General features: G+C 65.1%; 19 protein-coding genes, 2 tRNA genes and 1 pseudogene. 7 read left to right on the top strand and 15 right to left on the bottom strand.

Features of this window, described 5'->3' with window-relative positions:
- Positions 1 to 165 precede the first annotated feature (165 nt).
- The 3 genes and pseudogenes from VGP60_RS41100 to VGP60_RS41090 form a co-directional block, all read right to left on the bottom strand.
- On the bottom strand, positions 166 to 510 hold the full coding sequence (locus VGP60_RS41100; RefSeq protein ID WP_327553644.1) for a hypothetical protein: 345 nt from the start codon (positions 508 to 510) through the stop codon (positions 166 to 168).
- A 2-nt stretch (positions 511 to 512) separates the two neighbouring features.
- On the bottom strand, positions 513 to 1184 hold the full coding sequence (locus VGP60_RS41095; protein WP_327553643.1) for an SAV_915 family protein: 672 nt from the start codon (positions 1182 to 1184) through the stop codon (positions 513 to 515).
- A 237-nt stretch (positions 1185 to 1421) separates the two neighbouring features.
- Positions 1422 to 2052, bottom strand: a pseudogene (locus tag VGP60_RS41090) (NAD(P)-dependent oxidoreductase).
- Positions 2053 to 2734: 682 nt separating this feature from the next.
- Here VGP60_RS41090 and VGP60_RS41085 point away from each other — a divergent pair.
- Positions 2735 to 2899, top strand: coding sequence for a DUF1508 domain-containing protein (locus tag VGP60_RS41085; RefSeq protein ID WP_327553642.1), 165 nt, complete (start codon positions 2735 to 2737; stop codon positions 2897 to 2899).
- Between the two features lie 309 nt (positions 2900 to 3208).
- Here the strand turns inward: VGP60_RS41085 and VGP60_RS41080 are convergent.
- From VGP60_RS41080 to dnaA, 12 genes are all read right to left on the bottom strand, one after another.
- Positions 3209 to 3281, bottom strand: a tRNA-Ala gene (locus VGP60_RS41080).
- 40 nt (positions 3282 to 3321) lie between these two features.
- The gene (locus VGP60_RS41075; protein WP_327553641.1) at positions 3322 to 3510 is read right to left on the bottom strand and encodes a DLW-39 family protein; all 189 of its coding nucleotides are present in this window, start codon (positions 3508 to 3510) and stop codon (positions 3322 to 3324) included.
- A 133-nt stretch (positions 3511 to 3643) separates the two neighbouring features.
- Positions 3644 to 4327 (bottom strand): SDR family NAD(P)-dependent oxidoreductase, encoded by a 684-nt coding sequence (locus tag VGP60_RS41070; protein WP_327553640.1) that lies wholly within the window; start codon positions 4325 to 4327, stop codon positions 3644 to 3646.
- 50 nt (positions 4328 to 4377) lie between these two features.
- Positions 4378 to 4451: transfer RNA gene (locus VGP60_RS41065), tRNA-Ile, on the bottom strand.
- A 50-nt stretch (positions 4452 to 4501) separates the two neighbouring features.
- The gene (locus VGP60_RS41060; RefSeq protein WP_327553639.1) at positions 4502 to 5236 is read right to left on the bottom strand and encodes a DUF3566 domain-containing protein; all 735 of its coding nucleotides are present in this window, start codon (positions 5234 to 5236) and stop codon (positions 4502 to 4504) included.
- Positions 5237 to 5267: 31 nt separating this feature from the next.
- The gene (gene gyrA, locus VGP60_RS41055) at positions 5268 to 7841 is read right to left on the bottom strand and encodes a DNA gyrase subunit A (protein WP_327553638.1); all 2574 of its coding nucleotides are present in this window, start codon (positions 7839 to 7841) and stop codon (positions 5268 to 5270) included.
- Between the two features lie 54 nt (positions 7842 to 7895).
- Entirely contained in the window at positions 7896 to 9863 is a 1968-nt protein-coding gene (gene gyrB / locus VGP60_RS41050; RefSeq protein ID WP_327553637.1) for a DNA topoisomerase (ATP-hydrolyzing) subunit B, read from the bottom strand.
- Between the two features lie 181 nt (positions 9864 to 10044).
- Positions 10045 to 10581 carry a DciA family protein gene (locus tag VGP60_RS41045; protein ID WP_327553636.1) on the bottom strand — a complete coding sequence of 179 codons (537 nt, stop codon included), beginning with the start codon at positions 10579 to 10581 and terminating at the stop codon, positions 10045 to 10047.
- 226 nt (positions 10582 to 10807) lie between these two features.
- Positions 10808 to 11965 (bottom strand): DNA replication/repair protein RecF, encoded by a 1158-nt coding sequence (recF, locus tag VGP60_RS41040; RefSeq protein ID WP_327553635.1) that lies wholly within the window; start codon positions 11963 to 11965, stop codon positions 10808 to 10810.
- 57 nt (positions 11966 to 12022) lie between these two features.
- A complete protein-coding gene (gene gnd / locus VGP60_RS41035; protein WP_327553634.1) occupies positions 12023 to 12913 on the bottom strand; it encodes a phosphogluconate dehydrogenase (NAD(+)-dependent, decarboxylating) in 891 nt (296 codons plus the stop codon).
- A gap of 57 nt (positions 12914 to 12970) precedes the next feature.
- The gene (gene dnaN / locus VGP60_RS41030; RefSeq protein ID WP_327553633.1) at positions 12971 to 14104 is read right to left on the bottom strand and encodes a DNA polymerase III subunit beta; all 1134 of its coding nucleotides are present in this window, start codon (positions 14102 to 14104) and stop codon (positions 12971 to 12973) included.
- 968 nt (positions 14105 to 15072) lie between these two features.
- Positions 15073 to 16686, bottom strand: coding sequence for a chromosomal replication initiator protein DnaA (gene dnaA, locus VGP60_RS41025; RefSeq protein WP_327553632.1), 1614 nt, complete (start codon positions 16684 to 16686; stop codon positions 15073 to 15075).
- A gap of 697 nt (positions 16687 to 17383) precedes the next feature.
- Between dnaA and rpmH the strand changes: the two genes are divergently transcribed.
- The 6 genes from rpmH (at position 17384) to rsmG (ending at position 21903) form a co-directional block, all read left to right on the top strand.
- Entirely contained in the window at positions 17384 to 17527 is a 144-nt protein-coding gene (gene rpmH, locus VGP60_RS41020; RefSeq protein ID WP_297547590.1) for a 50S ribosomal protein L34, read from the top strand.
- A 23-nt stretch (positions 17528 to 17550) separates the two neighbouring features.
- The gene (rnpA, locus tag VGP60_RS41015; RefSeq protein WP_327553631.1) at positions 17551 to 17979 is read left to right on the top strand and encodes a ribonuclease P protein component; all 429 of its coding nucleotides are present in this window, start codon (positions 17551 to 17553) and stop codon (positions 17977 to 17979) included.
- A gap of 26 nt (positions 17980 to 18005) precedes the next feature.
- Positions 18006 to 18305, top strand: coding sequence for a membrane protein insertion efficiency factor YidD (yidD, locus tag VGP60_RS41010; RefSeq protein ID WP_327553653.1), 300 nt, complete (start codon positions 18006 to 18008; stop codon positions 18303 to 18305).
- A gap of 4 nt (positions 18306 to 18309) precedes the next feature.
- Positions 18310 to 19416: a membrane protein insertase YidC gene (gene yidC, locus VGP60_RS41005; protein ID WP_327553630.1), complete on the top strand. Its 1107-nt coding sequence runs from the start codon at positions 18310 to 18312 to the stop codon at positions 19414 to 19416.
- 29 nt (positions 19417 to 19445) lie between these two features.
- On the top strand, positions 19446 to 20030 hold the full coding sequence (locus VGP60_RS41000; protein ID WP_327553629.1) for a protein jag: 585 nt from the start codon (positions 19446 to 19448) through the stop codon (positions 20028 to 20030).
- A gap of 1192 nt (positions 20031 to 21222) precedes the next feature.
- A complete protein-coding gene (gene rsmG / locus VGP60_RS40995; RefSeq protein ID WP_327553628.1) occupies positions 21223 to 21903 on the top strand; it encodes a 16S rRNA (guanine(527)-N(7))-methyltransferase RsmG in 681 nt (226 codons plus the stop codon).
- Positions 21904 to 21944 lie beyond the last annotated feature (41 nt).

Below are 21944 nucleotides of genomic sequence, written 5' to 3'. Positions count from 1 at the left end.
GCCACCCAGCCTCGGCTCCTGTGTGCGCAGCTCGGACGTTTCCGGCCGCCTGATGCCCGGCGGCAACCACTGTGCGTAGCCAGTCTGCGGCGGACACGCAGGTCCCGGACGACCCGTTGACAGTGGTGTTGAGCGCTTGTCCCATCGGTGTGCCCTCCCTATCCGCTATCCGTGGACGCCGTCTTGGAGGCGAGATGCCGGTGTGTCGTTCTTGTCGTTGAGCTTGAGTTGCCCGGCGTGCGTGTTCTCGATGTCGTCGTACGCGCCGTTCGCCGCATGTACCTTCGACGCCGACCCGCCCAGCGCGCCGGCCGAAGCCGTCGCCATCCGCATCACACCCGCCAGAGCTGCGCCGACAGCGGCCGAGGAGAACCCGGCGTCGACCGCATTCGGTGCGCCAGGGGTGACACCGTCCAGTGCCTGCTCCCCTTGGTGTAGCTGACCGACAATCCCGTTGAGAGCATCGGACGTGTAGCCGTAACCGCCACTATCCCCGTATGGCATTCCCATCGTCAGTTCCCTCCGATCGTTGAACGTGAATTCCAGTCCTGCACCGGACCGGCGTGCCTAGCGTCCTCCGACAGCACGGGGTTGAGCAGCACGCCGTCCGCGCCGGACTCCTCGACGACCTCCGGCATGTCGTCCATGCGGATCGCGACCCACGGCTGGTGCTCTCCGCAGCCTGCGGCCAGCAACTCCGGAGAGGTGTAGGCCAGCATCAGCGGGTGTCCTCGTCGATCGCGTTGCAGCTCAAGTTCCACCACGTGCTGCCCCGTCCGCACCGGTCGCGAAGGCACGTACAACAACCCGTCATGCTCGTCCAGCGGTTCCAGCGTGTCGAGCGGCGGCTGATCGCGACTGTCGACCTCGGGGTAGCGTGGAGATAGGTCCAGTACGGCGTCGATGATCACGACGCCAACGTCCAACTCGTCGCAGAACTCCACGAGCTGATCCCGCGTGACCTGCACCCACGGCTGCCCGCTCCCGCATGCATCCACCAGCAGGTCGATCGAGCTGTACGCCACCACAGCCAGCTCTTGGCGGGCCGTATGTCGTACCTCGACGCCGCCAGGCTGACCGCCCTCGGGTTGCGTTACCAACACGAACATCAGCGTTGGCAGCCGAGCTGCGGCGTCGTCCAGCCGGACCAGCGCCCGTCGGGCAGCATCCATGCCTGTGTTCACGTCCTCCCCTGACGCTACGTACCCGATATCGCTACCGCTCGACCCCACCGGCTCGGTAGCGAACGCCACGCCTGACTCTTTCCATCGACGCCGCGCGGGCATACTCCCGTGTTCCCTCGACTGCTGAGTGTAGCGATCGTGCTCTTTGCTGGAAGCGTTTCATAGAAATTGGGGCACACCCACCCACAAGGGGGGTAGGCCCTCGACGCGAAGGTAAATGGGCACAGTATGTCGGGCCTACTGCCCAGGAGGTCCGTGCTTTGGGGTTCTGGATTTCGCGACGTTCGACGGAACGCCGCCCTCGATGAGTGCCGCAATCTGCTGCGCCGCGACGGTATAGCACAGGGCATTCGTACCGGGCACGGTCCGAGCTGAGTGCGGGCTGATGATCACGCCCGGGCTAGTCCAGAGCGAATGATCCGCCGGGAGTGGCTCGGGATCCGTTACGTCGAGTGCTGCACGTAACCGACCGACCCGCAACTCCCCTACTAGTGCCACGTCCAGCGTTAACTAGCATTGCCCCGTCGTCCATGGCAGCTAAGAAGTCCTTGTTCACCAGTCCTCGGGTGGTCTCGTTCAGCGGTGCGGTGATCACCACGATGTCGTGTCCCCCGATCAGCCCTGGAAGTTCGCTGGCCGCGTGGACGTCGTCGCGGGCTGTGCTGGCTACGAGTGTCGACGTGGCACCGAACGCGGCGAGCAGTCGAGCAGTAGCAGTGCCGGTGCTGCCTGCGCCGACGATGAGAACTCGTTTACCTGCGAGGGTGTCGGCGTCGACCTTGCGGTGTGCCCATGTGCTGGCGTCCTGGTATCGGACCAGTGCCGGCCACTGCCGCAGCTGCGTGAGAATCGCCGCAAGCGCAATCAAGGACGCGAAGCTCCCAAGCGACGTGCACTTTCACGACCTTCGGCACACAGGTAACCATCTAGCAGCGACGAACGGGGCAAGCACTAAAGAGTTGATGGCTCGCATGGGCCACTCCACGATGCGTGCGGCCCTGATCTACCAGCACGCCACAAGAGAGCGCGATCACGCTATTGCTGACGCCATCAGCCGCAACGTCGAGACAGAGCGAGAATCGAACGACGATACGGCCGCTTAAGACGGCCGGGCCAGGTAGAGGATTCCTCTACCTGGCCCGATCTTTCTAGCCTTCGCGCACGCAGCTCCCCTGGGGCATCCCCCGCACGGGTGATATCCGATGATCATCATCCTGTGGACAACTGTTTCACTAATCAAACAAAGGTTCGAACCGCTAACTAATCATTTCGCAGCATTTTCGATCGGCCCGAGTTGCCATGAGTTGCCATGAGTTGCCGTCAGTTGTCCTGAGTTTCCAAAACCGGCACCAAGACACTACTTCGGCCTGTGGATAACCTGTGTACAACTAGGTGAAATATCCACATGTAGTGCCTCAGGTTTAGATTGACTACAAGATGTTGGATGCCAGGGAAGTTGCGTTTTGCTGACAACCCAGCCAAACTAATGCCACTGCGCCGAACCTCGACGCGGTGGACAATCGCCAGACAATCAGTTGCAGGAGAAATCAATGGTTTTTTACGTAGAGCGCAGCGGCATCCAGTGGTTCTTCAAGATCACGTCCAGCAACGGGAACACTCTCGCTCACAGCGAGAACTACCACAACCACGCTGACGCCGTCTCGGCTGCACAGTTGATCATCAACCAGGCTGGAGGAGCCTCCATCGTCGGCTAGCGGAACAAGGAAGCCCCGGCGTTCCGAAGTGTCTCAACCACTTCGGAACGCCGGGGCTTCTGCGTGTCAGGCTAGTTGCCGTCGACACTTGTGTACACCGCCTGAAACGTGATCCTCCCGCCGCCAGCCAGCGATCTTCAGCTAATCCGCGAGTGTTGCTAATAACTGGTCGCACGGCGCTGAACTCCGCCAAGCTCGATAACAAGGGGCACGCTGGGGGCACGAAGACCGACTTGGGCATCTAAATGCAGTGAGGGCCAGACAGAGAAAATACTCTCTGACCTGGCCCTCAGTGCGTTTTGTGGGTTGTGGAGCTGAGGGGAATCGAACCCCTGACCCCCGCCTTGCAAAGGCGGTGCTCTACCAATTGAGCTACAGCCCCGCGCGCGAACGGCGTCAGTGGCCGTTCGCGCGGGAAAAGATCAGTTGTTGGCCGCGTCCGAGGAGCTGGCCTTGGCCGGCGCGCTGCCGTTGGTGGAGACGGCGCCGAGCGGACCGGTGGGCGCGGTGGCCTCACGCCACAGGTCGGCTTCTACCTTCGCGGCCTTGTTGCGCTTGACCACGAAAAGCACGCCACCCGCGATCGCGGCGAGTGCCAGCAGCTTCTTCACGTGAAGGCCCCATCTCTTTACTAACGCGTACCCGACTTGCATACCAATGCTACTTCACCGCCGCCACCGGCTGTCCGCCCGGTCCGGGGCGGTGTGCACGGTTCGCCGATCAAGGTTCCACGTGGAACCTTGATCAGACGACGACCCGGAATGTCTGCTGCTTCTCGTGCAGGTCCCACAAGCGCTCCGCGAGAGCGTCGGGGTCGCCCAGCGGTTCACCGGGCGCGATTCGCACCGGGACCACCAAGTGCCCGACGTAGACGCCTTCGCCCGCAAGGGATTCGTGCAACATCGTCAGGTACGCGGCTTCGGCTGCCATCGCCATGCTGGTGCCCGCGACGCGTGGGTTCGGGACCAACGCCGAGCCGCCGGTCGTGAAAAGGAGAGAGCCTTCGCCGGCGGCGCGCATTCCCGGCAGTACCGCGGCGACGGCGGCCATCGGGCCGAGCACGCTGAATTCGAAAGCGGCTTGGACGTGTTCCCGAGTTGTTTCCAGGACCGGCTGCAGGAAGTCCTCGGCGGGCAGCGGACTGAATTCCAGGACGTCGATACTGCCGAGCCACTGGTCCGCGTCGGCCAGCGCCTCGGCAACCATGTCGGTGTCGCGGACGTCCGCGGTGAAACCTTCGGCGTCGATGCCTTCGTCGCGGAGTTGGGCCGCCAGCCCGTAAACCTGGTCCAGGTCCCGGGAGACCATCGCGACGCGGAACTGCCGTCGTCCGAACGCCCGGGCGATCGCCATTCCGAGTTGGGGACCTGCGCCGACGATGGCGATGTTGGGCATCGAGACATGCTCCTTGCCGAGAAAAGACCGCATAAAAACACCTCAGCCCCGTGACCTTTTGGGTCACGGGGCTGAGGTTTGGGTGGGCCCACCAGGACTTGAACCTGGGACCTCTTCGTTATCAGCGAAGCGCTCTAACCACCTGAGCTATGGGCCCGTGGAACGAAGAGAAGAATACCCAACGCCCCAGGGGCACTCGCAACCGGGTTACTCACGCTCGGACAGAGTCACCTCAAGGCCGCCGGCGAGGTCCGCCGAGACGTTGTAGATGAAGGCACTGACCGTCGCGAGAGCCGACACCAGGACGATGTTGATCGCCCCGAGAATCGCCGCGATACCGAACACGCGGCCCGCGCTGATCAGCGGACCTGTTGACTGCGCGGCACCTTCGCCACCGACGAGTGAGTCGTACGTGCCGTTCAGCTTGCCCCACACGCCCATCCCGTCGAGGACCGTGTAGAGCACGCCGACCGCGACGAGCCAGACGAAGAACATCGCGACACCGAGCACGAGTGAGAGCTTGAGCACAGACCATGGGTCGAAGCGCTTGATCTGCAGGCTCGCCCGCCTCGGGCCGCGGCCGGGACGGCGCAGCGCGGTGGGCGTGGGCCGGGCCCGACCGGCGGCCGCCGGCATCGGCACTTCCCGCGTCTTCGCTTCGCTGTCCTCGCCGCTGTCACCGAACAGCCTGCGCGCGGCCGTGCCGCTCACGACGGGATAGTCCTGCTCGCTCACTGGCTGTCCGTCCTGCTGAGGCCTCGAATACAGCGCGTCGTCACCGGTCAGGCCCGCTGTCGAGACCCGGACGGTTTCCGACTCGGCTCCTGCGGCCGAGCCGGACGTGGTGTCGCCGTCCTTGCCCACACGTTGCCATGGCGGTGCCGACGAACCGGCTGCTGTGCCGTTCGAACCGGACGCGTCGGACTTGTCGGGTGGTGTCACGAAGTGTCAATCCTTACCCTGCGTGGAGCCGCTAGTTCTCCGGCTCCGCTGTGTTGTCCAGAACCGTCTCATCCACAACCGTGTTGTCCAGTGCTGTGTCATCTGGTTCGGCACCGTTTTCTTCGGTGCCTGCACTGGCGACGTCTGAGGGCTCGTCCGCGTTGCGTGCGATGGCGAGAAGAGTTGTTCCTTCGCCAAGATTCATCAGCCGCACCCCCTTCGTCTGCCGTCCGGCCTTGCGTACCTGCTCGGCCATCGTGCGGATCACACCACCGCTCGAGGTGATGGCGTAGAGCTCGTCGTCGACATCGACGATGAGTGCCCCCACCAGCCTGCCACGCTTTCGGTCGTACTGAATGGTGAGCACGCCCTTGCCACCGCGACCTTGCACCGGGTAGTCATCGATCGGGGTGCGCTTGGAGTAGCCGCCATCGGTCGCGACCAGCAGGAACTTGTCCTCGGCGACGACGTTGATGCCGAGCAGCTCGTCACCGTCGTTGAACCGCATGCCGAGCACACCCGAGGTGGCACGGCCCATCGGGCGCAGTGCTTCGTCGGAGGCGTGGAAGCGGATCGACTGGCCTTCGGACGACACGAGCAGCAGGTCGTCTTCGGCCGAAACCAGGACCGCGCCGACGAGCTCGTCGCCCTCGCGGAGGTTGACGCCGATCAGGCCGCCGGAGCGGTTGGAGTCGAAGTCGGTGAGCTTGGTCTTCTTGACCAGGCCCTTCTTGGTCGCGAGGACCAGGTACGGCGAGATCTCGTAGTTCGGGATCTCGATGACCTGGGCGATCTTCTCGTCCGGCTGGAACGCGAGCAGGTTGGCGACGTGCTGGCCGCGGGCGTTGCGGTTCGCCTCGGGAAGCTCGTACGCCTTCGCGCGGTAGACGCGGCCCTTGTTCGTGAAGAACAGGATCCAGTCGTGCGTGGAGCAGACGAAGAAGTGCTGGACGATGTCGTCCTGCTTCAGCGTCGCGCCCTGCACGCCCTTGCCGCCACGCTTCTGCGAGCGGTAAAGATCGGTCTTCGTGCGCTTCGCGTAACCCGTGCGGGTGATCGTGACGACGACGTCCTCGACCGCGATGAGGTCTTCGACCGACACCTCGCCGTCGAACGGGATGATCCGGGTGCGCCGGTCGTCACCGTACTTGTCGACGATCGCCATGAGCTCGTCGCGGATGATCTGCCGCTGACGTTCCGGCTTCTCGAGGATGTCCTTCAAGTCGGCGATCTCGAGCTCGATCTCGGCCAACGTGTCGATGATCCGCTGCCGCTCCAAGGCCGCCAGGCGGCGGAGCTGCATGTCGAGGATCGCCACGGCCTGGATCTCGTCGACTTCCAGCAGTTCCATCAGGGCGGGACGGGCGTCCTCGGCCGACGGCGACCGCCGGATGAGGGCGATGACCTCGTCCAGCATGTCCAGTGCCTTGACCAGACCACGCAGGATGTGGGCGCGTTCCTCGGCCTTGCGCAACCGGAAGCGGGTCCGGCGGACGATGACGTCCATCTGGTGCTTCACGTAATGCCGGATGATCTGGTCGATCCGCAGCGTGCGCGGCACGCCGTCGACCAGTGCCAGCATGTTGACGCCGAAGTTCTGCTGCAGCTGGGTGTGCTTGTAGAGGTTGTTCAGCACCACCTTCGCCACGGCGTCACGCTTGACCGTGATGACGATCCGCTGGCCGCTGCGGCTGTTCGACTCGTCGGCGATGTCCGAGATGCCGGTGAGCTTGCCGTCGCGGACCAGGTTCGCGATGTTCTCGACCAGGTTGTCCGGGTTGACCTGGTACGGGAGCTCGGTGACGACCAGGATCGTGCGACCCTTCGCGTCCTCTTCGACCTCGACCACCGAGCGCATCCGGACCGAGCCGCGGCCCGTGCGGTACGCGTCCTCGATGCCCTGGGTGCCCAGGATCAGGCCGCGCGTCGGGAAGTCCGGGCCCTTGATGCGCGTCAGCAACGCGGCGAGCAGCTCGTCGTCGTTGGCCTCGGGGTTTTCCAGCGCCCAGACGACACCCGACGCGACCTCGCGCAGGTTGTGCGGCGGGATGTTGGTCGCCATCCCGACCGCGATCCCGGAACCACCGTTGACCAGGAGGTTCGGGAAGCGGCTCGGCAGGACGTCCGGCTCCTGCGTCCGGCCGTCGTAGTTGTCCGAGAAGTCGACGGTCTCCTCTTCGATGTCGGCCAGCATGTGCATGGCCAACTGCCCGAGGCGCGCTTCGGTGTACCGCATGGCGGCGGCGGGGTCGTTACCGGAAGAACCGTAGTTGCCCTGGCCGTCGATCAGCGGGTACCGCATCGACCACGGCTGCGCGAGACGGACCAGCGCGTCGTAGATCGAGGAGTCACCGTGTGGGTGGTAGTTACCCATCACCTCGCCGACGACCCGCGAGCACTTGTTGTACCCGCGGTCCGGCCGGAAACCGGAGTCGTACATCGCGTAGAGCACGCGGCGGTGCACCGGCTTGAGCCCGTCACGCACGTCGGGCAGCGCGCGCGACACGATCACGCTCATCGCGTAGTCGATGTAGGAACGCTGCATCTCGTGCTGGATGTCGACCGGCTCGATACGGTCGTGTTCCGGCGGCAAGGTTTCCGTCATATCGTCCTTCTCGGGGGCACAGTCCTATATGGACAAAAGGCAACAGGGGCGGACTTACACGTCCAGGAAGCGAACATCCTTGGCGTTGCGGGTGATGAAGGAACGCCGGGCTTCGACGTCCTCACCCATCAGCACGGAGAACAGTTCGTCGGCCTGTGCCGCGTCGTCCAGGGTGACCTGGCCGAGCAGGCGGTGCGCCGGGTCCATCGTGGTGTCCCACAGCTCTTCGGCGTTCATCTCGCCGAGACCCTTGTAGCGCTGGATCGCGTCGTCCTTCGGGAGCCGCTTGCCGGACTCGACGCCGGCCTTGATGACGGCGTCGCGCTCGCGGTCGGAGTAGACGTATTCCGGCTCGGCCCGCGGCCACTTGATCTTGTACAGCGGCGGCCGGGACAGGAAGACGTGGCCGTGCTCGACCAGCGGCGTCATGAACCGGAACAGCAGGGTGAGCAGCAGCGTGGTGATGTGCTGGCCGTCGACGTCGGCGTCGGCCATCAGCACGATCTTGTGGTAGCGCAGCTTCGACAGGTCGAACTCGTCGTGGATACCGGTGCCGAGCGCGGTGATCAGCGACTGGACCTCGGTGTTCTTGAGGACCTTGTCGATACGGGCCTTCTCGACGTTGATGATCTTGCCGCGGATCGGCAGGATCGCCTGGTACATCGAGTCGCGGCCTTCCTTGGCCGAACCACCGGCCGAGTCACCCTCGACGATGTAGAGCTCGCACTCTTCGGGCTTGGTCGAGCGGCAGTCCTTCAGCTTGCCGGGCAGGCCGCCGATGTCGAGTGCGCCCTTGCGGCGGACCAGGTCCCGGGCCTTGCGCGCGGCCATCCGCGCCTGCGCGCTGGACACCGACTTGTTGATGATGATCTTGGCCTCGGCCGGGTTGGCCTCGAACCAGTGCCCGAGCCATTCGTTCGCCGTGGTCTGGACGAAGGACTTCGCCTCGCTGTTGCCCAGCTTGGTCTTCGTCTGGCCCTCGAACTGCGGCTCGGCCAGCTTGATCGACACGATCGCGGCGAGACCCTCGCGCACGTCGTCACCGGTCAGGTTGGTGTCCTTCTCCTTGAGCAGCTTCTTGTCGCGCGCGTAGGCGTTGACCACGCGGGTGAGCGCCGCGCGGAAACCTTCCTCGTGCGTGCCGCCCTCTTGCGTGTTGATCGTGTTGGCGAAGGTGTACACCGACGGCGTGAAGCCGTTGTTCCACTGCATCGCGACCTCGAGCTCGATGCCTGTCGCCTTGGCGTCGAACGAGATGACGTTCTTGTGGATCGGGTCCTTGCTGCCGTTGATGTGCTTGACGAAGTCTTCGAGCCCGCCCGGGTAGCAGAAGGTGCGCTCTTTGACCCGCGCCGGACGGCCGGCGGCGTCCTCGGGGGTCTCTTCGTCGGCGATGCGCTCGTCGCGCAGGACGATGGTGAGTCCCTTGTTGAGGAACGCCATCTCCTGGAGGCGACGGGAGATCGTCTCCATGTTGTACGTCGTGGTCTCGAAGATGTTGGGATCGGCCCAGTAGGTGATCTCGGTGCCGCGCTTGTCGCTGGGGCCGACCTCGATCAGTTCCTCGGGAACCGAGTGGTTGTAGTGCTGGCGCCAGTGCTTGCCGTTGCGGTGGATGTCGATGTCGAAGGCCGACGACAGCGCGTTCACCACGGACACGCCGACACCGTGGAGGCCACCGGACACCGCGTAGGAGTCGCTGTCGAACTTTCCACCGGCGTGCAGGACGGTCAGCACGACCTCGACGGTCGGCTTGTGCTCCGTCGGGTGCATCTCGGTCGGGATGCCACGGCCGTCATCGATGACCCGGACCCCGCCGTCGGCGAGCAGGGTGACGTCGACCTTCGTCGCGTGACCTGCCATCGCCTCGTCGACGGAGTTGTCCACGACCTCCCAGATAAGATGGTGGAGGCCGCGTTCACCGGTGGAACCGATGTACATGCCGGGGCGCTTGCGAACTGCGTCGAGGCCCTCGAGCACGGTGATTGACTGCGCGTTGTACTCGTTCTCGTTCGGTGCCACCGGCTTGTTTTCTCCTCGTCTCGCCCCACAGGACGGTTACTCCGTACATCCTACTTGGCCGTGTCCGCTCACATGCGGCAAGGACACCGCTAGTTTCCTCACAGAGCCACGAACGCGCCTTGGGATGGGAAAATCCGTAGCCGAGCGTCAGTAAATCGCTTCTCGGAGCACTCTCGCCGTGTCAGCCGTACGTGTCACGGGGACCGCGGCCGGACACGTGCCGGTAGCCTTTTCGCCAGCTCGGCGCTGTCGGGCCGTGGATGCGCATCTTCTTCACCACGCCGTGGCCGACGACGGCCGCGATCTTGGCCAGCAGCTGGCCCTGAAGGGTGCGGAGCTGCATCGCCCAGGCCGTTGAGCTGGCACGAACGGTCAGTTCGCCGTCTTTGAGCGCCACCGGCTGGGCGTGCTCGGCGACGTCTTCCCCGACGAGCCGCGCCCACTGCCCGAAAACCTGGCCGTTCGCGAGACTGGCGTTCCAGCCGCGTTCGACGGCGATCCTGGAGGCGATCCGGCCGAACGGCTGCGGGTCGCGCTGATCCGCGCCGGGCCCTGACCAGCGACGACGTCGAGGACTCTGGCCGCCGACGCCGCCTTTGCCACCAACGACACGCGGCCGTCGGCCCGGTTCGACGCCGCGGGCCTTCGCTTTCTCGCGCGCGCCTTCCAGTGCGGCTTTGACAAGATCCCGCCCCGGCGATTGTGGATTGTCGTTCACGTTTGGCCCAACGGCGTCGTCACGCTGGGTACTCGAACGAGGCCCCCCAGACGGGTTAGCCCGCCCTTGAGGGGTGTCAAGACCCCCATTTGGCCTCTTCGTCACGCGCGGCGATAACCCGTGCACAGTGTTATCCACACTATCCACAGGTTTGTCCCCAGTTCGGGGGGAGTCTGGGGACTTGCCGGTCACCGCGCGTGGTCGATTTGATCTTGTGGGTTCAGGCTCAGACACGGTTGACCTCACCATCCGCGACCGAAAAACGAGATCCGGCCAGCTCAGCTGGTACGTCTTCCTCTACCGCGGCGGTCACGAGCACCTGTTCGGCACTCGCAGCCACCTCCGCGAGCCGCGACCGCCGTCGGCGGTCGAGCTCGGCGAACACATCGTCCAACAGCAAGACCGGTTCCCCGGCTTCGCCACGCAGGAGTTCGTAGGATCCGAGTCGCAGCGCGAGCGCGAACGACCAGGACTCACCGTGGCTCGCGTAGCCCTTCGCCGGTGCCTCACCCAGCACCAGCTCGAGCTCGTCGCGATGCGGGCCGACCATGCTGACGCCGCGCTCCAGTTCGACCTTCCGCGAGTCGGCCATGGCCTGGATCAGCAGATCCGTCAGTTTCTGGATGTCGGCGCGTTCCCCGTTGGGGACGCCGTAGTCCTTGGGCAAGGCTTCGCCGAGACTCGACCGATAGCTGATCTTCGTCGGTCGCGAGTCCGGCGCCACGCCCGCGTAGGCCGCGGCCGTATAAGGAGCCAAGTCGGCGACGAGGTTCAGCCGGGCCGCGAGCAACTGCGCGCCGGACGCCGCGAGGTGACCGTCCCAGACTTCGAGCGTCGACAACGCGTACGGGTCTTCGCGACCGGTGCCCTTGCGTTTGCCCGCCGTCTTGAGCAGGGCGTTCCGCTGTTTGAGCACCTTCTCGTAGTCGGCGCGGACGCCGGCGTATCGAGGGGCGCGCAGCACGAGCAGCTCGTCGAGGAAGCGACGACGTTCACCGGGATCGCCCCGCACGAGCGCCAGGTCCTCCGGGGAGAACAGCACCGTGCGCAGGATGCCGAGGATGTCGCGTGGCTTGCCGACCGAGCCACGGTTGATCCGCGCGCGGTTCGCCTTGCCCGGGGTGATCTCCAGCTCGACGGTCAGTTCGCGGTCGTCGTTGACCACCGCGACCCGCACCAGCGCCCGCTCGGCACCGTGTCTCACCAGTGGTAAATCCGAGGAGACACGGTGCGAACTGAGTGTCGCGACATAACCGATCGCTTCGAGCAGGTTGGTCTTGCCACGGCCGTTCTGGCCGACCAGCACTGTCGCGCCCGGCGTCAACGCAAGATCAGCGAGCTCCCACGAGCGGAAGTCGGTGACTTGGAGATGTCTTAAGTACAAGGCGGTTGTTACCTAGCGCGCAGCTCGATGAGGGGTGGTGGTCGGGCGACGGGCGGGCTAGTCGCCGACCTTTTTAACGGCGTGCCCGCCGAACTGGTTGCGCAGCGCGGCGACGGCGCGCATCGCGGACGAGTGCTCCTGCCGCGAGGCGAACCGCGCGAACAGCGCGGCCGAGATGACCGGCGCCGGCACCGCGTTGTTGATCGCCTCTTCCAAGGTCCAGCGGCCTTCACCCGAATCCTCGACGAAGCCTTCGAGGTCGTCGAGCTCCGGGTCCTCCTCCAGCGCGCGCACCAGGAGGTCGAGCAGCCACGACCGGACGACGGTCCCGCGCTGCCAGCCCTTGATCACGGCCGGCACGTTCTCGACGACCTTCGAAGCTTCGAGGAGTTCGAAGCCCTCGGCGAAGGCCTGCATCATCCCGTATTCGATGCCGTTGTGAATCATCTTCGCGTAGTGCCCGGCGCCGACCGGCCCAGCGTGCGAGAAGCCTTCCTCGCGCGGACCCTCCGGACGCAGCGCGTCGAAGATCGGCATCGCCCGCTCGACATCCGAAGCGGCCCCGCCGACCATCAGGCCGTAACCGTTGTCCTTGCCCCACACACCACCGGAGACCCCGACGTCGGCATAGCCGATTCCCTTGGCCGCCAACAGGTCCGCGTTCAGCTTGTCGTCGGTGAACTTCGAGTTCCCGCCGTCGATGACCATGTCACCTTCGGCCAGGAGGTTGCTCAGCTCGACGATGGTCTGCCGCGTCGGGTCACCGGACGGGACCATGATCCAGACGATCCGCGGACCGGCCAGTTTGGACACCATGTCCTCGAGCGACGACGAATCCGTGACGTCCGGGTTCCGGTCGTAACCGATTACCTCGTGCCCGGCCGCGCGAATCCGCTCGCGCATGTTGAAGCCCATCTTGCCAAGGCCGATCAAACCCAGCTGCACCATGAGATCCCCTCCACAAAGGCTGTCCGCAAGATAAGAAAAAGGTTTGTCGAAGCGAGCTCAGCCCGGCAGGCGGACCGGCATCAACAGGTACAGGTAACCCGGAACGACGTTGCCCTGCTCGTCGGCGGGCTTGATCAGGGCCGGGCGGTTCGGCGTGGTGAAGGTCAGCTCAGCGCGGTCGACGTGGAGCGCGCCGAGACCATCGACGAGGTAGCCCGGGTTGAACGCGATGGTGACCGGGTCGCCTTCGTACTCGACCGGCAACTCTTCTTCGGCGCTGCCTTCGTCGTCGCCACCGGCGGAGAGCCGCAGCGAGTTGTCGGCGAATTCGAGCCGGACCTGGGTGCCACGCTCGGCGACCAGCGAAACACGCTTGATCGACTCGGTGAGCGCGGAAACTTCGATGACCGCTCGGGAGGTGTGCTGGGCCGGGAGTAGCTGGCGGTACGGCGGGAACTCGGCGTCGAGCAGCCGGGTCGTCGTCGAACGGCCGGAACCGGTCAGGCCGAGCAGGCCTTCGCCGCTGGCCAGCGCGAGCTGGACCGTGGCGCCGCTCGAACCGAGCGACTTCGCGGCTTCGGCAAGGGTCCTCGCCGGGACGAGCACCGCGGCGTCGGCGAGACCGTCGGCCGGCTCCCAGGTGAACTCGCGCATGGCGAGCCGGAACCGGTCGGTGGCGACCAGCGTCAGCGTGCGGCCCGAGATCTCGAGCCGCATGCCGGTGAGCATCGGGAGCGTGTCGTCCTTGCCGGAAGCGATCGCGACCTGCGTGACCGCCTGGCCGAACGCGTCGCCCGCCAGTTCCCCGGCGAAAGCGGGCTGGGCTGGCAGCTGCGGGTAGTCCTCGACCGGCATGGTCGGCAGGCTGAACCGGGCGCTGCCACAGGTGATCGACGCACGCGCGCCGTCGACGGCGATTTCGACCGGCTGGTTCGGGAGGGACTTGGTGATGTCGGCGAGAAGCCTGCCGGAAACCAGCAGACGGCCGCCGTCGGCGATCGTCGCGGCGACACCGACCGTCGCGGAAACCTCGTAGTCGAAGCCGGAGACGGTCAGCGAATCACTGGAACCGTCCGAACCGGCATCGAGCAGAACTCCACCGAGTACCGGCACCGGAGGTCTGGACGGCAAGCTTCGTGCCACCCAAGCCACGGCGTCGGCGAGCCCGTCACGCTCGACGCGGATCTTCATCCTCGCATCCTTTCGACAGCCGAGCTCTACAGCTCGAGAAGATCAAACGGGTCTGGGGACGGCGCCCGGAGATCCGAGCGGCCTGAGACCTCGCCGTGTGGTGGCCCGGCGTCAAGGAGCGGCGCGGTGGACCTGGTGTGGGGTCCCACGTTAGGCCGTCACCGGGGGCGGCGTCACTTCGGCCTCACCATCGACATGTCGACAAAAGACACGCTTTGAGCAAGCTGTCCCCAGTTCGGCCCCTGCGTTGTTTTTATCTTTTTCTTTTCTTCAAGAGATTTTCTTAACAGCAGTAATAGTAAGTGCTGTGGATTGTGTGGACAGGTGCCGTATTCGCAGGTCCGGGGCCGTGTAGCCGTGTGGACATCCGGGTCCTCACCCCGTGGATGGTTTCGGGCGGCCGGTGGATGAATTTTTCCCGCGTTCGGCCTGTCCCCAGATTTCGCCGGTTGTCCCCATGGTTGTCCCCAGGTTTGGGGATGGTTTCGAGCCCCTCCTGTGCATGAACTCCGTGACCTGAATCGCTCTGACGAGTGATGTGCACAGGATGTGTATGGCGTGTGGAATCACTGTGGACTTCGTGGGGACAGACCTGTGCACACCCTGTGGATTGCCTGGGGACGGATTGTGGAGCAAAACCCGTTGGCGCTGTTGGGAGATCCACCGCGCCTGTGGGGCAACTGTGCACATGGTGGGGAGAAATCGTTGCGGCACAACAGGTTTCGAGCCATCAGCGGGCGCCACGAAGGTGTCGGCCTCCGTTAGGTCACGGATTCGTACATATATAAGGAGAGGCACTGTGGACGCTGTTGAGGCGCTTCTGGGCCGTTTCTGAGGGCTTCAGCGGCGCTTCGGGCGTGACCGAAGCCGCGACTGTGCCCTTCTGGGCACGTATGGACACACAAGAAAGGGGGTCTCCGGCACGTGTTCCGTGCCGGAGACCCCCTCGGGAGTCCTGTCCGCTGCCGCTACTGGCGCGCGCGCTGCTTGATGCGGGAGGTCAGTTCCTGCACCTGGTCGTAGATCCGACGGCGCTCGGCCATTTCCTTGCGGATCTTCTTGTCCGCGTGCATGACCGTGGTGTGGTCGCGGCCGCCGAAGGTCTGGCCGATTTTCGGCAGCGACATGTCCGTCAGTTCCCGGCAGAGGTACATCGAGATCTGGCGGGCCGTCGCGAGCGCTTTCGTTTTACCCGGACCGCACAGGTCTTCGAGCGAGACGTCGAAGAATTCGGAGGTGACGCTCATGATGGTCGGCGCGGTGATTTCCGGGGCGTGCGAATCCGGGATCAGATCGCGCAGCACGATTTCGGCGAGGCTGATGTCGACGGGCTGCTGGTTCAGCGACGCGAACGCCGTCACCCGGATCAGCGCGCCTTCGAGCTCCCGGATGTTCGCCTCGACGCGGGTCGCGATGAACTCCAGGACGTCGCCGGGGGCGTCGAGCCGGTCCTGCGCGGCCTTCTTGCGAAGGATCGCGATCCGGGTTTCGAGCTCCGGGGGCTGGATGTCGGTGATCAGACCCCACTCGAACCGGGTACGCAGCCTGTCCTCGAGGGTTTCGAGTCGTTTCGGCGGACGGTCCGAGGAGACGACGATCTGCTTGTTCTGGTTGTGCAAGGTGTTGAAGGTATGGAAGAACTCCTCCTGAGTACCTTCCTTGCCCTCCAGGAACTGGATGTCGTCGACGAGGAGGATGTCGATATCCCGATACCGGCGCTGGAAGGCGACCTTGCGGTCGTCTCGCAGGGAGTTGATGAAGTCGTTCGTGAACTCCTCGGTCGACACGTACCGCACGCGCATGCCGGGGAACAGCCGCTGGGCGTAGTGCCCGACAGCGTGCAGCAGGTGCGTCTTGCCGAGACCGGACTCGCCCCAGATGAACAACGGGTTGTATGCCCGCGAAGGCGCTTCGGCGACGGCGACCGAGGCCGCGTGCGCGAACCGGTTGGACGCACCGATGACGAAGGTGTCGAACGTGTACTTCTCGTTCAGGCGCGTCTTGGAAGTCTGCGGCTGGGCGGGAGCGGTATAGGGCTGACCCGCGACGGGTCGCCCCGAGAACGAAGGCCAGATGTCGTGCACCGCGGCCAGCGCGTCGCCTTCTTCGTCCACTTCTTCATCACCGTCTTCGACCTTGGCGAGCTCCGCCAGTTCCGCCGGCGTGCGCCGGGCGGACTGGTGCAGGATCTTCTCGGGCTGAGCGAGCGGAGGCTGTTCTATCGCGGAGCCGGAGCCGTTCTCACGGGGATCGGGTAAATCCCCCCTACCGGGTGACGTCGTATAGCGGGGTACCGGCGGCGGCGAACTCACGACGGATTCGGTGCTGTCGACCTTCACCGCGAGCGAGACGTCACGGCCGAGGCGCCGTGAAAGTGCCTCGGTGATCGCGCCACGCAGCGCGCGCTCGATGGCTTCTTTCGCGAAGTCGCTGGGAGCGGCGAGCAGGGCCGTGCCGTCGAGGAGTCCGATCGGCCTGGTCACCCGCATCCACGCCCGTTGCTGGGGGGACAGGGTGCCGTCGGACAGCTCCCGGACCACCTGCTCCCAGATGACACCCAGATTTACCTGGTGTTCGGACACCTGCTGGCTCCCCTCCCCTCGCCGGCCATTCATCTAGTCGACCCTGCTGTTTGATGCCCTGTAGATGACGTTGAAGCTGACCCGTCAGAACTCGCTGTGCACGTCGAACATCACTCCGTCGGTGCGAAACCACCCCACGGAGTGCTGCAGGCCGTCTTTTGGGACCCCAAACGTTCACCGAAGCAGCAGGTATCCACATAGTTGTCCACAGCTGTGCACTAATGTACGGCGACCCGCGCGGACTCCCTCCGCGGGCTCAACGAACGCCACCGGAGCCTCCACTTCCCCGGCAGCGTCTTCCGTACCGCAAGACCGGCACGGGCTGCTCAGTGCACGTGGACCGGCAAGTTCGAGACAGGCACGTTAACAAGACCCGCGCTCTGCCACAAGACGTCCTGGTCGTAAAGCATTTCACGGGCCACGGCGTGTTGCCAGTTGATGCTGGAGCGTGGCCGGACCCGGTCGTGGCGAGCCCGTCGCGGTCTGTGGTCGAGGGGCCGGTTTCGCAGACCCCGAAGCGGGTGCGTACCCTCGTAAGGTCTCCCGCCTGCAATGGGTGAGTTTTGTGTGCCCTTGTTTGTCGTCGCTGGAAGTGACGAGACCACACGTTGGTAGGAGACGCCACAGACTGCCGTGCGTCAGCACGACACGCCTGACGACGAGGCGAGAAGAAGTCGAGACCAGGAGATTTTGAGCCGTGAGCAAGGGTAAGCGCACCTTCCAGCCGAACAACCGTCGCCGGGCTCGGACCCACGGGTTCCGTCTGCGCATGCGGACTCGCGCCGGCCGGGCCATCTTGGGTGCCCGCCGTCGTAAGGGCCGCGAGACGCTGTCCGCCTGATTCGGCCGTCTTCGAGGCGCGCCGTGTTGCCGGCTGCCGCGCGTGTGCGGCGCAGTGAGGACTTTCGTGTCGTCATGCGTCGCGGCGCGCGGGCCGGTAAGCGTCGTCTCGTCGTACACGCACTGACCACGGACCCGCCAGGGCCTGCCGAGGCAGCCCGGGCGGGTTTTGTGGTGAGCAAGGCCGTGGGAAACTCGGTGGTACGCCACCGGGTGACGAGACGACTTCGTCATCTTGTGATGGCGCGGTTAGGAACATTGCCGCCGGGTAGTTCGTTGGTGGTACGGGCCTTGCCTCCGGCCGCGAACGCGACCAGCAGAGAACTCGGCTCGGATCTCGACGCCTCCCTGCGACGGCTCGGTCTGTTGCCGGGGCGTTCGCCGGAAGGTGGCGCGCCCGTCAAGCAGACGCGCTCGCGCGACGCGAACCACGACAACGGACCAGCGGTGTGAACGACGGTGTGAGTACAGAGCAGACGATCCCCACTGAAGAGCCCGCGGGCGAACCCCGGCCGGGCCCGGTCGCATGGGTCCTGCTGCTGCCGATCAAGTTCTATCGCAAGGCGATTTCGCCTTTCTTGCCACCGGCTTGCCGGTTCTATCCCAGCTGTAGCGCATACGCGGTGGAGGCGTTGACGCGGCACGGTGCCGCTCGCGGTTCCTATCTCGCGGCGCGCCGGCTCTTGCGCTGTGGTCCCTGGACCATGCCTGGCCGCGACCCGGTGCCCGAGAAGTTCTCGTGGCGCGCCCAGAGACCTGCTACATCAACCGAGGAGTAGTTCCGTGTCGCTCGAATTCATCTACTACCCCGTGTCCTTCATATTGTGGTGTTGGCACAAGGTCTTCGGGGCGGTATTCGGGGAAGCCACCGCGATCTCGTGGATCCTCGGCATCATCTTCTTGACGTTCACCGTCCGCGGCATCATGTTCAAGCCGTTCGTCAACCAGGTCCGGTCGATGAAGAAGATGCAGGACTTCGCGCCGGAGATGAAGAAGGTCCAGGCGAAGTACAAGAACGATCGGCAGCGGCAAGCGGCGGAGATGCAGAAGCTCCAGAAGGAGCACGGCGTCAACCCGCTTGGCAGCTGCCTGCCGATGCTGCTGCAGATCCCGGTCTTCATCGGTCTTAACCACGTGCTCCGGACGTTCACGAACCTCCCGCTCGACCAGAAGACCGAGAACTACTTCTTCGGCAAGGCCGACGTCGAGTCGTACGTCAATGCGAAGCTCTTCGGCGTCGACCTCGGCGCCGCCATCCACAACGGCGTCAGCATGGTCGGCGGCACCGGCGGCGGTGGCTTCCATTGGAACGTCGCCCCCGTCGCGATCCCGCTGATGATCGTCGCGGCCGCCGCGACCCACTTGACCGCGCGTCACTCGGTGAGCCGTCAGAACCCCGAGTCGGCCACCGGCCAGACCGCGATGATGAACAAGCTCACGATGTACATCTTCCCGCTCGGTGTCCTCGTGTTCGGTGCGCTCTTCCCGCTCGGACTGCTCTTCTACTGGTTGGCCAACAACGGCTGGACCCTGATGCAGCAGCGCCTGGTCTACACCAAGATCGACAAGGAAGAAGAGATCAAGAAGGCCGAGGCCATCGAGAAGCGCACCGCGCTCGGCCCGAAGCCCGGACAGAAGCCGGCCGTCGGGCAGAAGCCCGCTGTCGGGCAGAAGCCGGTCCAGCGGAAGAACCAGCAAGGCAAGAAGGTCGTCAAGCCCGGCTCGCCCCACGGTTTCGCTCAGCCCAACACCGCGCCCAAGAACGGACCCACACCGAAGCAGCCGACCACGGACGCTCCCAAGGCGACCGACGGCGCTCAAGAAAACGGCACCGGTGTCCCGGGCCTGATCCACGACTCAACTAAGAAGTCGGGCCGCAAGCGTCGCTGACGCTGCCGGGTCTGGAGAGGAGACGAATGATGTCGGAGACGATCGAAACGATCGACGCCGAGCAGGACGACGTCGCGGCTGCGGAGGTAGCTGACGAATCGGCCGAGGCTTCTAGCGAAGGAAAGCCGAGCCGCCACAGCGGTGTCGATGACGACGTACTCGTGCACGAAGGCGACGTCGCCGGTGACTACCTCGAGCGGTTGCTCGACCTGCTCGACTACGACGGTGACATCGATCTGGACGTCGAAGCCGGACGCGCGATCGTCAGCATCGACGGCGGCGAGGATCTGGAGAAGCTCGTCGGCGCCCGCGGCAACGTGCTCGAAGCGCTGCAGGAGTTGACCCGCCTGGCGGTCCAGCAAGAGACCGGCTCGCGCAGCCGGCTGATGCTGGACATCGCGGGCTGGCGCGCGGACCGTCGTGAGGAGCTCCGCGAGTTGGGTAAGACGACGGCGGAGACCGTGGTGTCTTCGGGCGAGAAGGTTCGCCTTCAGCCGATGAGCCCGTTCGAGCGGAAGGTCGTGCACGACGCGGTCGCCGCTGTCGACGGCGTTCGCAGCGAGAGCGAAGGCGAAGACCCGAAGCGGCGCGTGGTGGTCTTCCCCGACGCGTAGCGCGGTTTGGTTTCAGCGAGAAGCGGCTCACCGGATTTTCGGTGGGCCGCTTTTTTGTGCGGTGGGTCGGACGCGGTTTCACGTGAAACCGGGTGGGCCGGGTTCGGTGAGTGAGGCGGCGCGTTTCACGTGAAACGGCGATGACGGATGGGCGGCGCTTCGGTGAGCTCCGCCTCCAGCCGGTTCGGTCGGAGGCCCGACAGAGACGAGCCGCTTCGATCCGGATCCGGCTGGGCGCGCCTCACTCCGCTCCGTAGAGCGAACCATCTGTGGGATGGCGCGGAGGATGGTCAGTCCGTTGGTGCTCGTGCTCGCGAACGATCTCGGCTGAGGCTGGGCGGAGGTCCGGTGGCGAGGTCGAGTCGGCTGCGGCCGACGCCGCTCGCCGTGACGACCGGTCGGCGATCGCGATCGGGGATTCGACACGTCCGGCAGATGTCCCGTTCCCTACGGAGGGTTGCTGCTGGAGTGGAGACGGCGGTCAAGCTCACGCCTGTCTCCTGGCGGCGCCGAGTCCTCTGAGACCCGGCCTGCTCGCCACGTCCGCTCTGACCCAGGCGCCAAGTTCTGCTGACGAGCATCGTTTCGTGAATGCCCACCGCCCCACCGGTCGAAGCGGGCCGCGCTCGGCTGCTTGCTTGGGTGGCGGTTCGTCCGCGACCGGTCGGCGACTGAGATCGGGGATCAGGCGTGTGCGGCAGAGGGCCTGTTCGCTGTGGAGCGTTGCCACAGGAGTGGAGTCGATTGCCGCGCCTGCTCCGGCGGTGCTGAGTCCTCCGAAGCCCGGCCTGCTCGCCACGTCCGCTCTGCCCCGGCATCAGGGGCTGCCCGCGAGTGTCCCTTCGTGGATGCCTACCGTCCCGCCTGGCGGGCCAGCCTCGGTTGCCGCTTGCCGTCGCCAAGCGGTGACGTCCTTAACGCGTCGCTGAGCGCAGGCGCCTGCCGTGCTTCGAGTCGACTGGGCAGCTCGCCGGCACGCGCCTTCGCTCGGTGATGTCGTCGGGTGAACGGGCCGGTCATCGCGAGGTGCGACTTCTCTGGGCGCTCCGTCCATCCACAAATGACGCGAACGGCCCAACCATGCAGTGGAGTTGTCCACACTTGCGGTCTGTCGCTCCGCTTTGTCGTCGGCTTCGGGGACAATCAAGCGAACCCCGTTTCACGTGAAACAGGGACTGTTGAGGAGTGGTCAGTGAGTTTGGACGGCGTCGCAATCTCGGTCCGGTCGGCAGCGGCGCAGGTGTTCGGTGAGCACGTGGAGCTGGCCGCGCGGTACGTCGAGATGTTGGAGAAGCACGGAGTCGAGCGGGGGCTCATCGGGCCGCGTGAGGTGGAGCGGCTCTGGGAGCGGCACGTGCTCAACTCCGCGGTGATCGGTGAGCACATCCCGAACGGTGTCCGTGTGGTCGACGTCGGCTCCGGTGCGGGGCTCCCGGGGATACCGCTCGCGATCAGTCGACCGGACCTGGATATCGTTCTTCTCGAACCGATGGCCCGCCGGGTGGACTGGCTCGCCGAAGTTGTCGAGACGTTAGAGCTTCCCATTACCATCGTGCGCGGGCGCGCCGAGGAGCGAGAAGTGCGTAAGCAGGTCGGCGGCGCGGATGTCGTCACAGCCCGGGCGGTCGCTCCGCTCGCTCGCTTGGCGGGCTGGTGCCTGCCGCTGGTTCGCCCGGAAGGGTTGCTGCTCGCTCTCAAGGGAGCGAGTGCGGCCGAGGAGATCGAACGTGACCGTGACGCCGTCCGCAGGGCCGGTGGCGCTCAGCCGGAGATCGCCGAGTGCGGTGCCGGGGTTCTCGAAGTACCCAGCACCGTCGTCCTGATCAAACGTCTACCCCCCAAGTCTGCTCGGCAACGAGGCAAGCAGAGCTAACGCACCAGAGCACGAAGCCGCGATGTTCCACGTGAAACGGC

Origin of the sequence: Amycolatopsis sp., from assembly GCF_036008905.1 — a bacterium.
Taxonomy (GTDB): domain Bacteria; phylum Actinomycetota; class Actinomycetes; order Mycobacteriales; family Pseudonocardiaceae; genus Amycolatopsis.
This window is presented reverse-complemented; position numbering and strand designations above follow the sequence as displayed.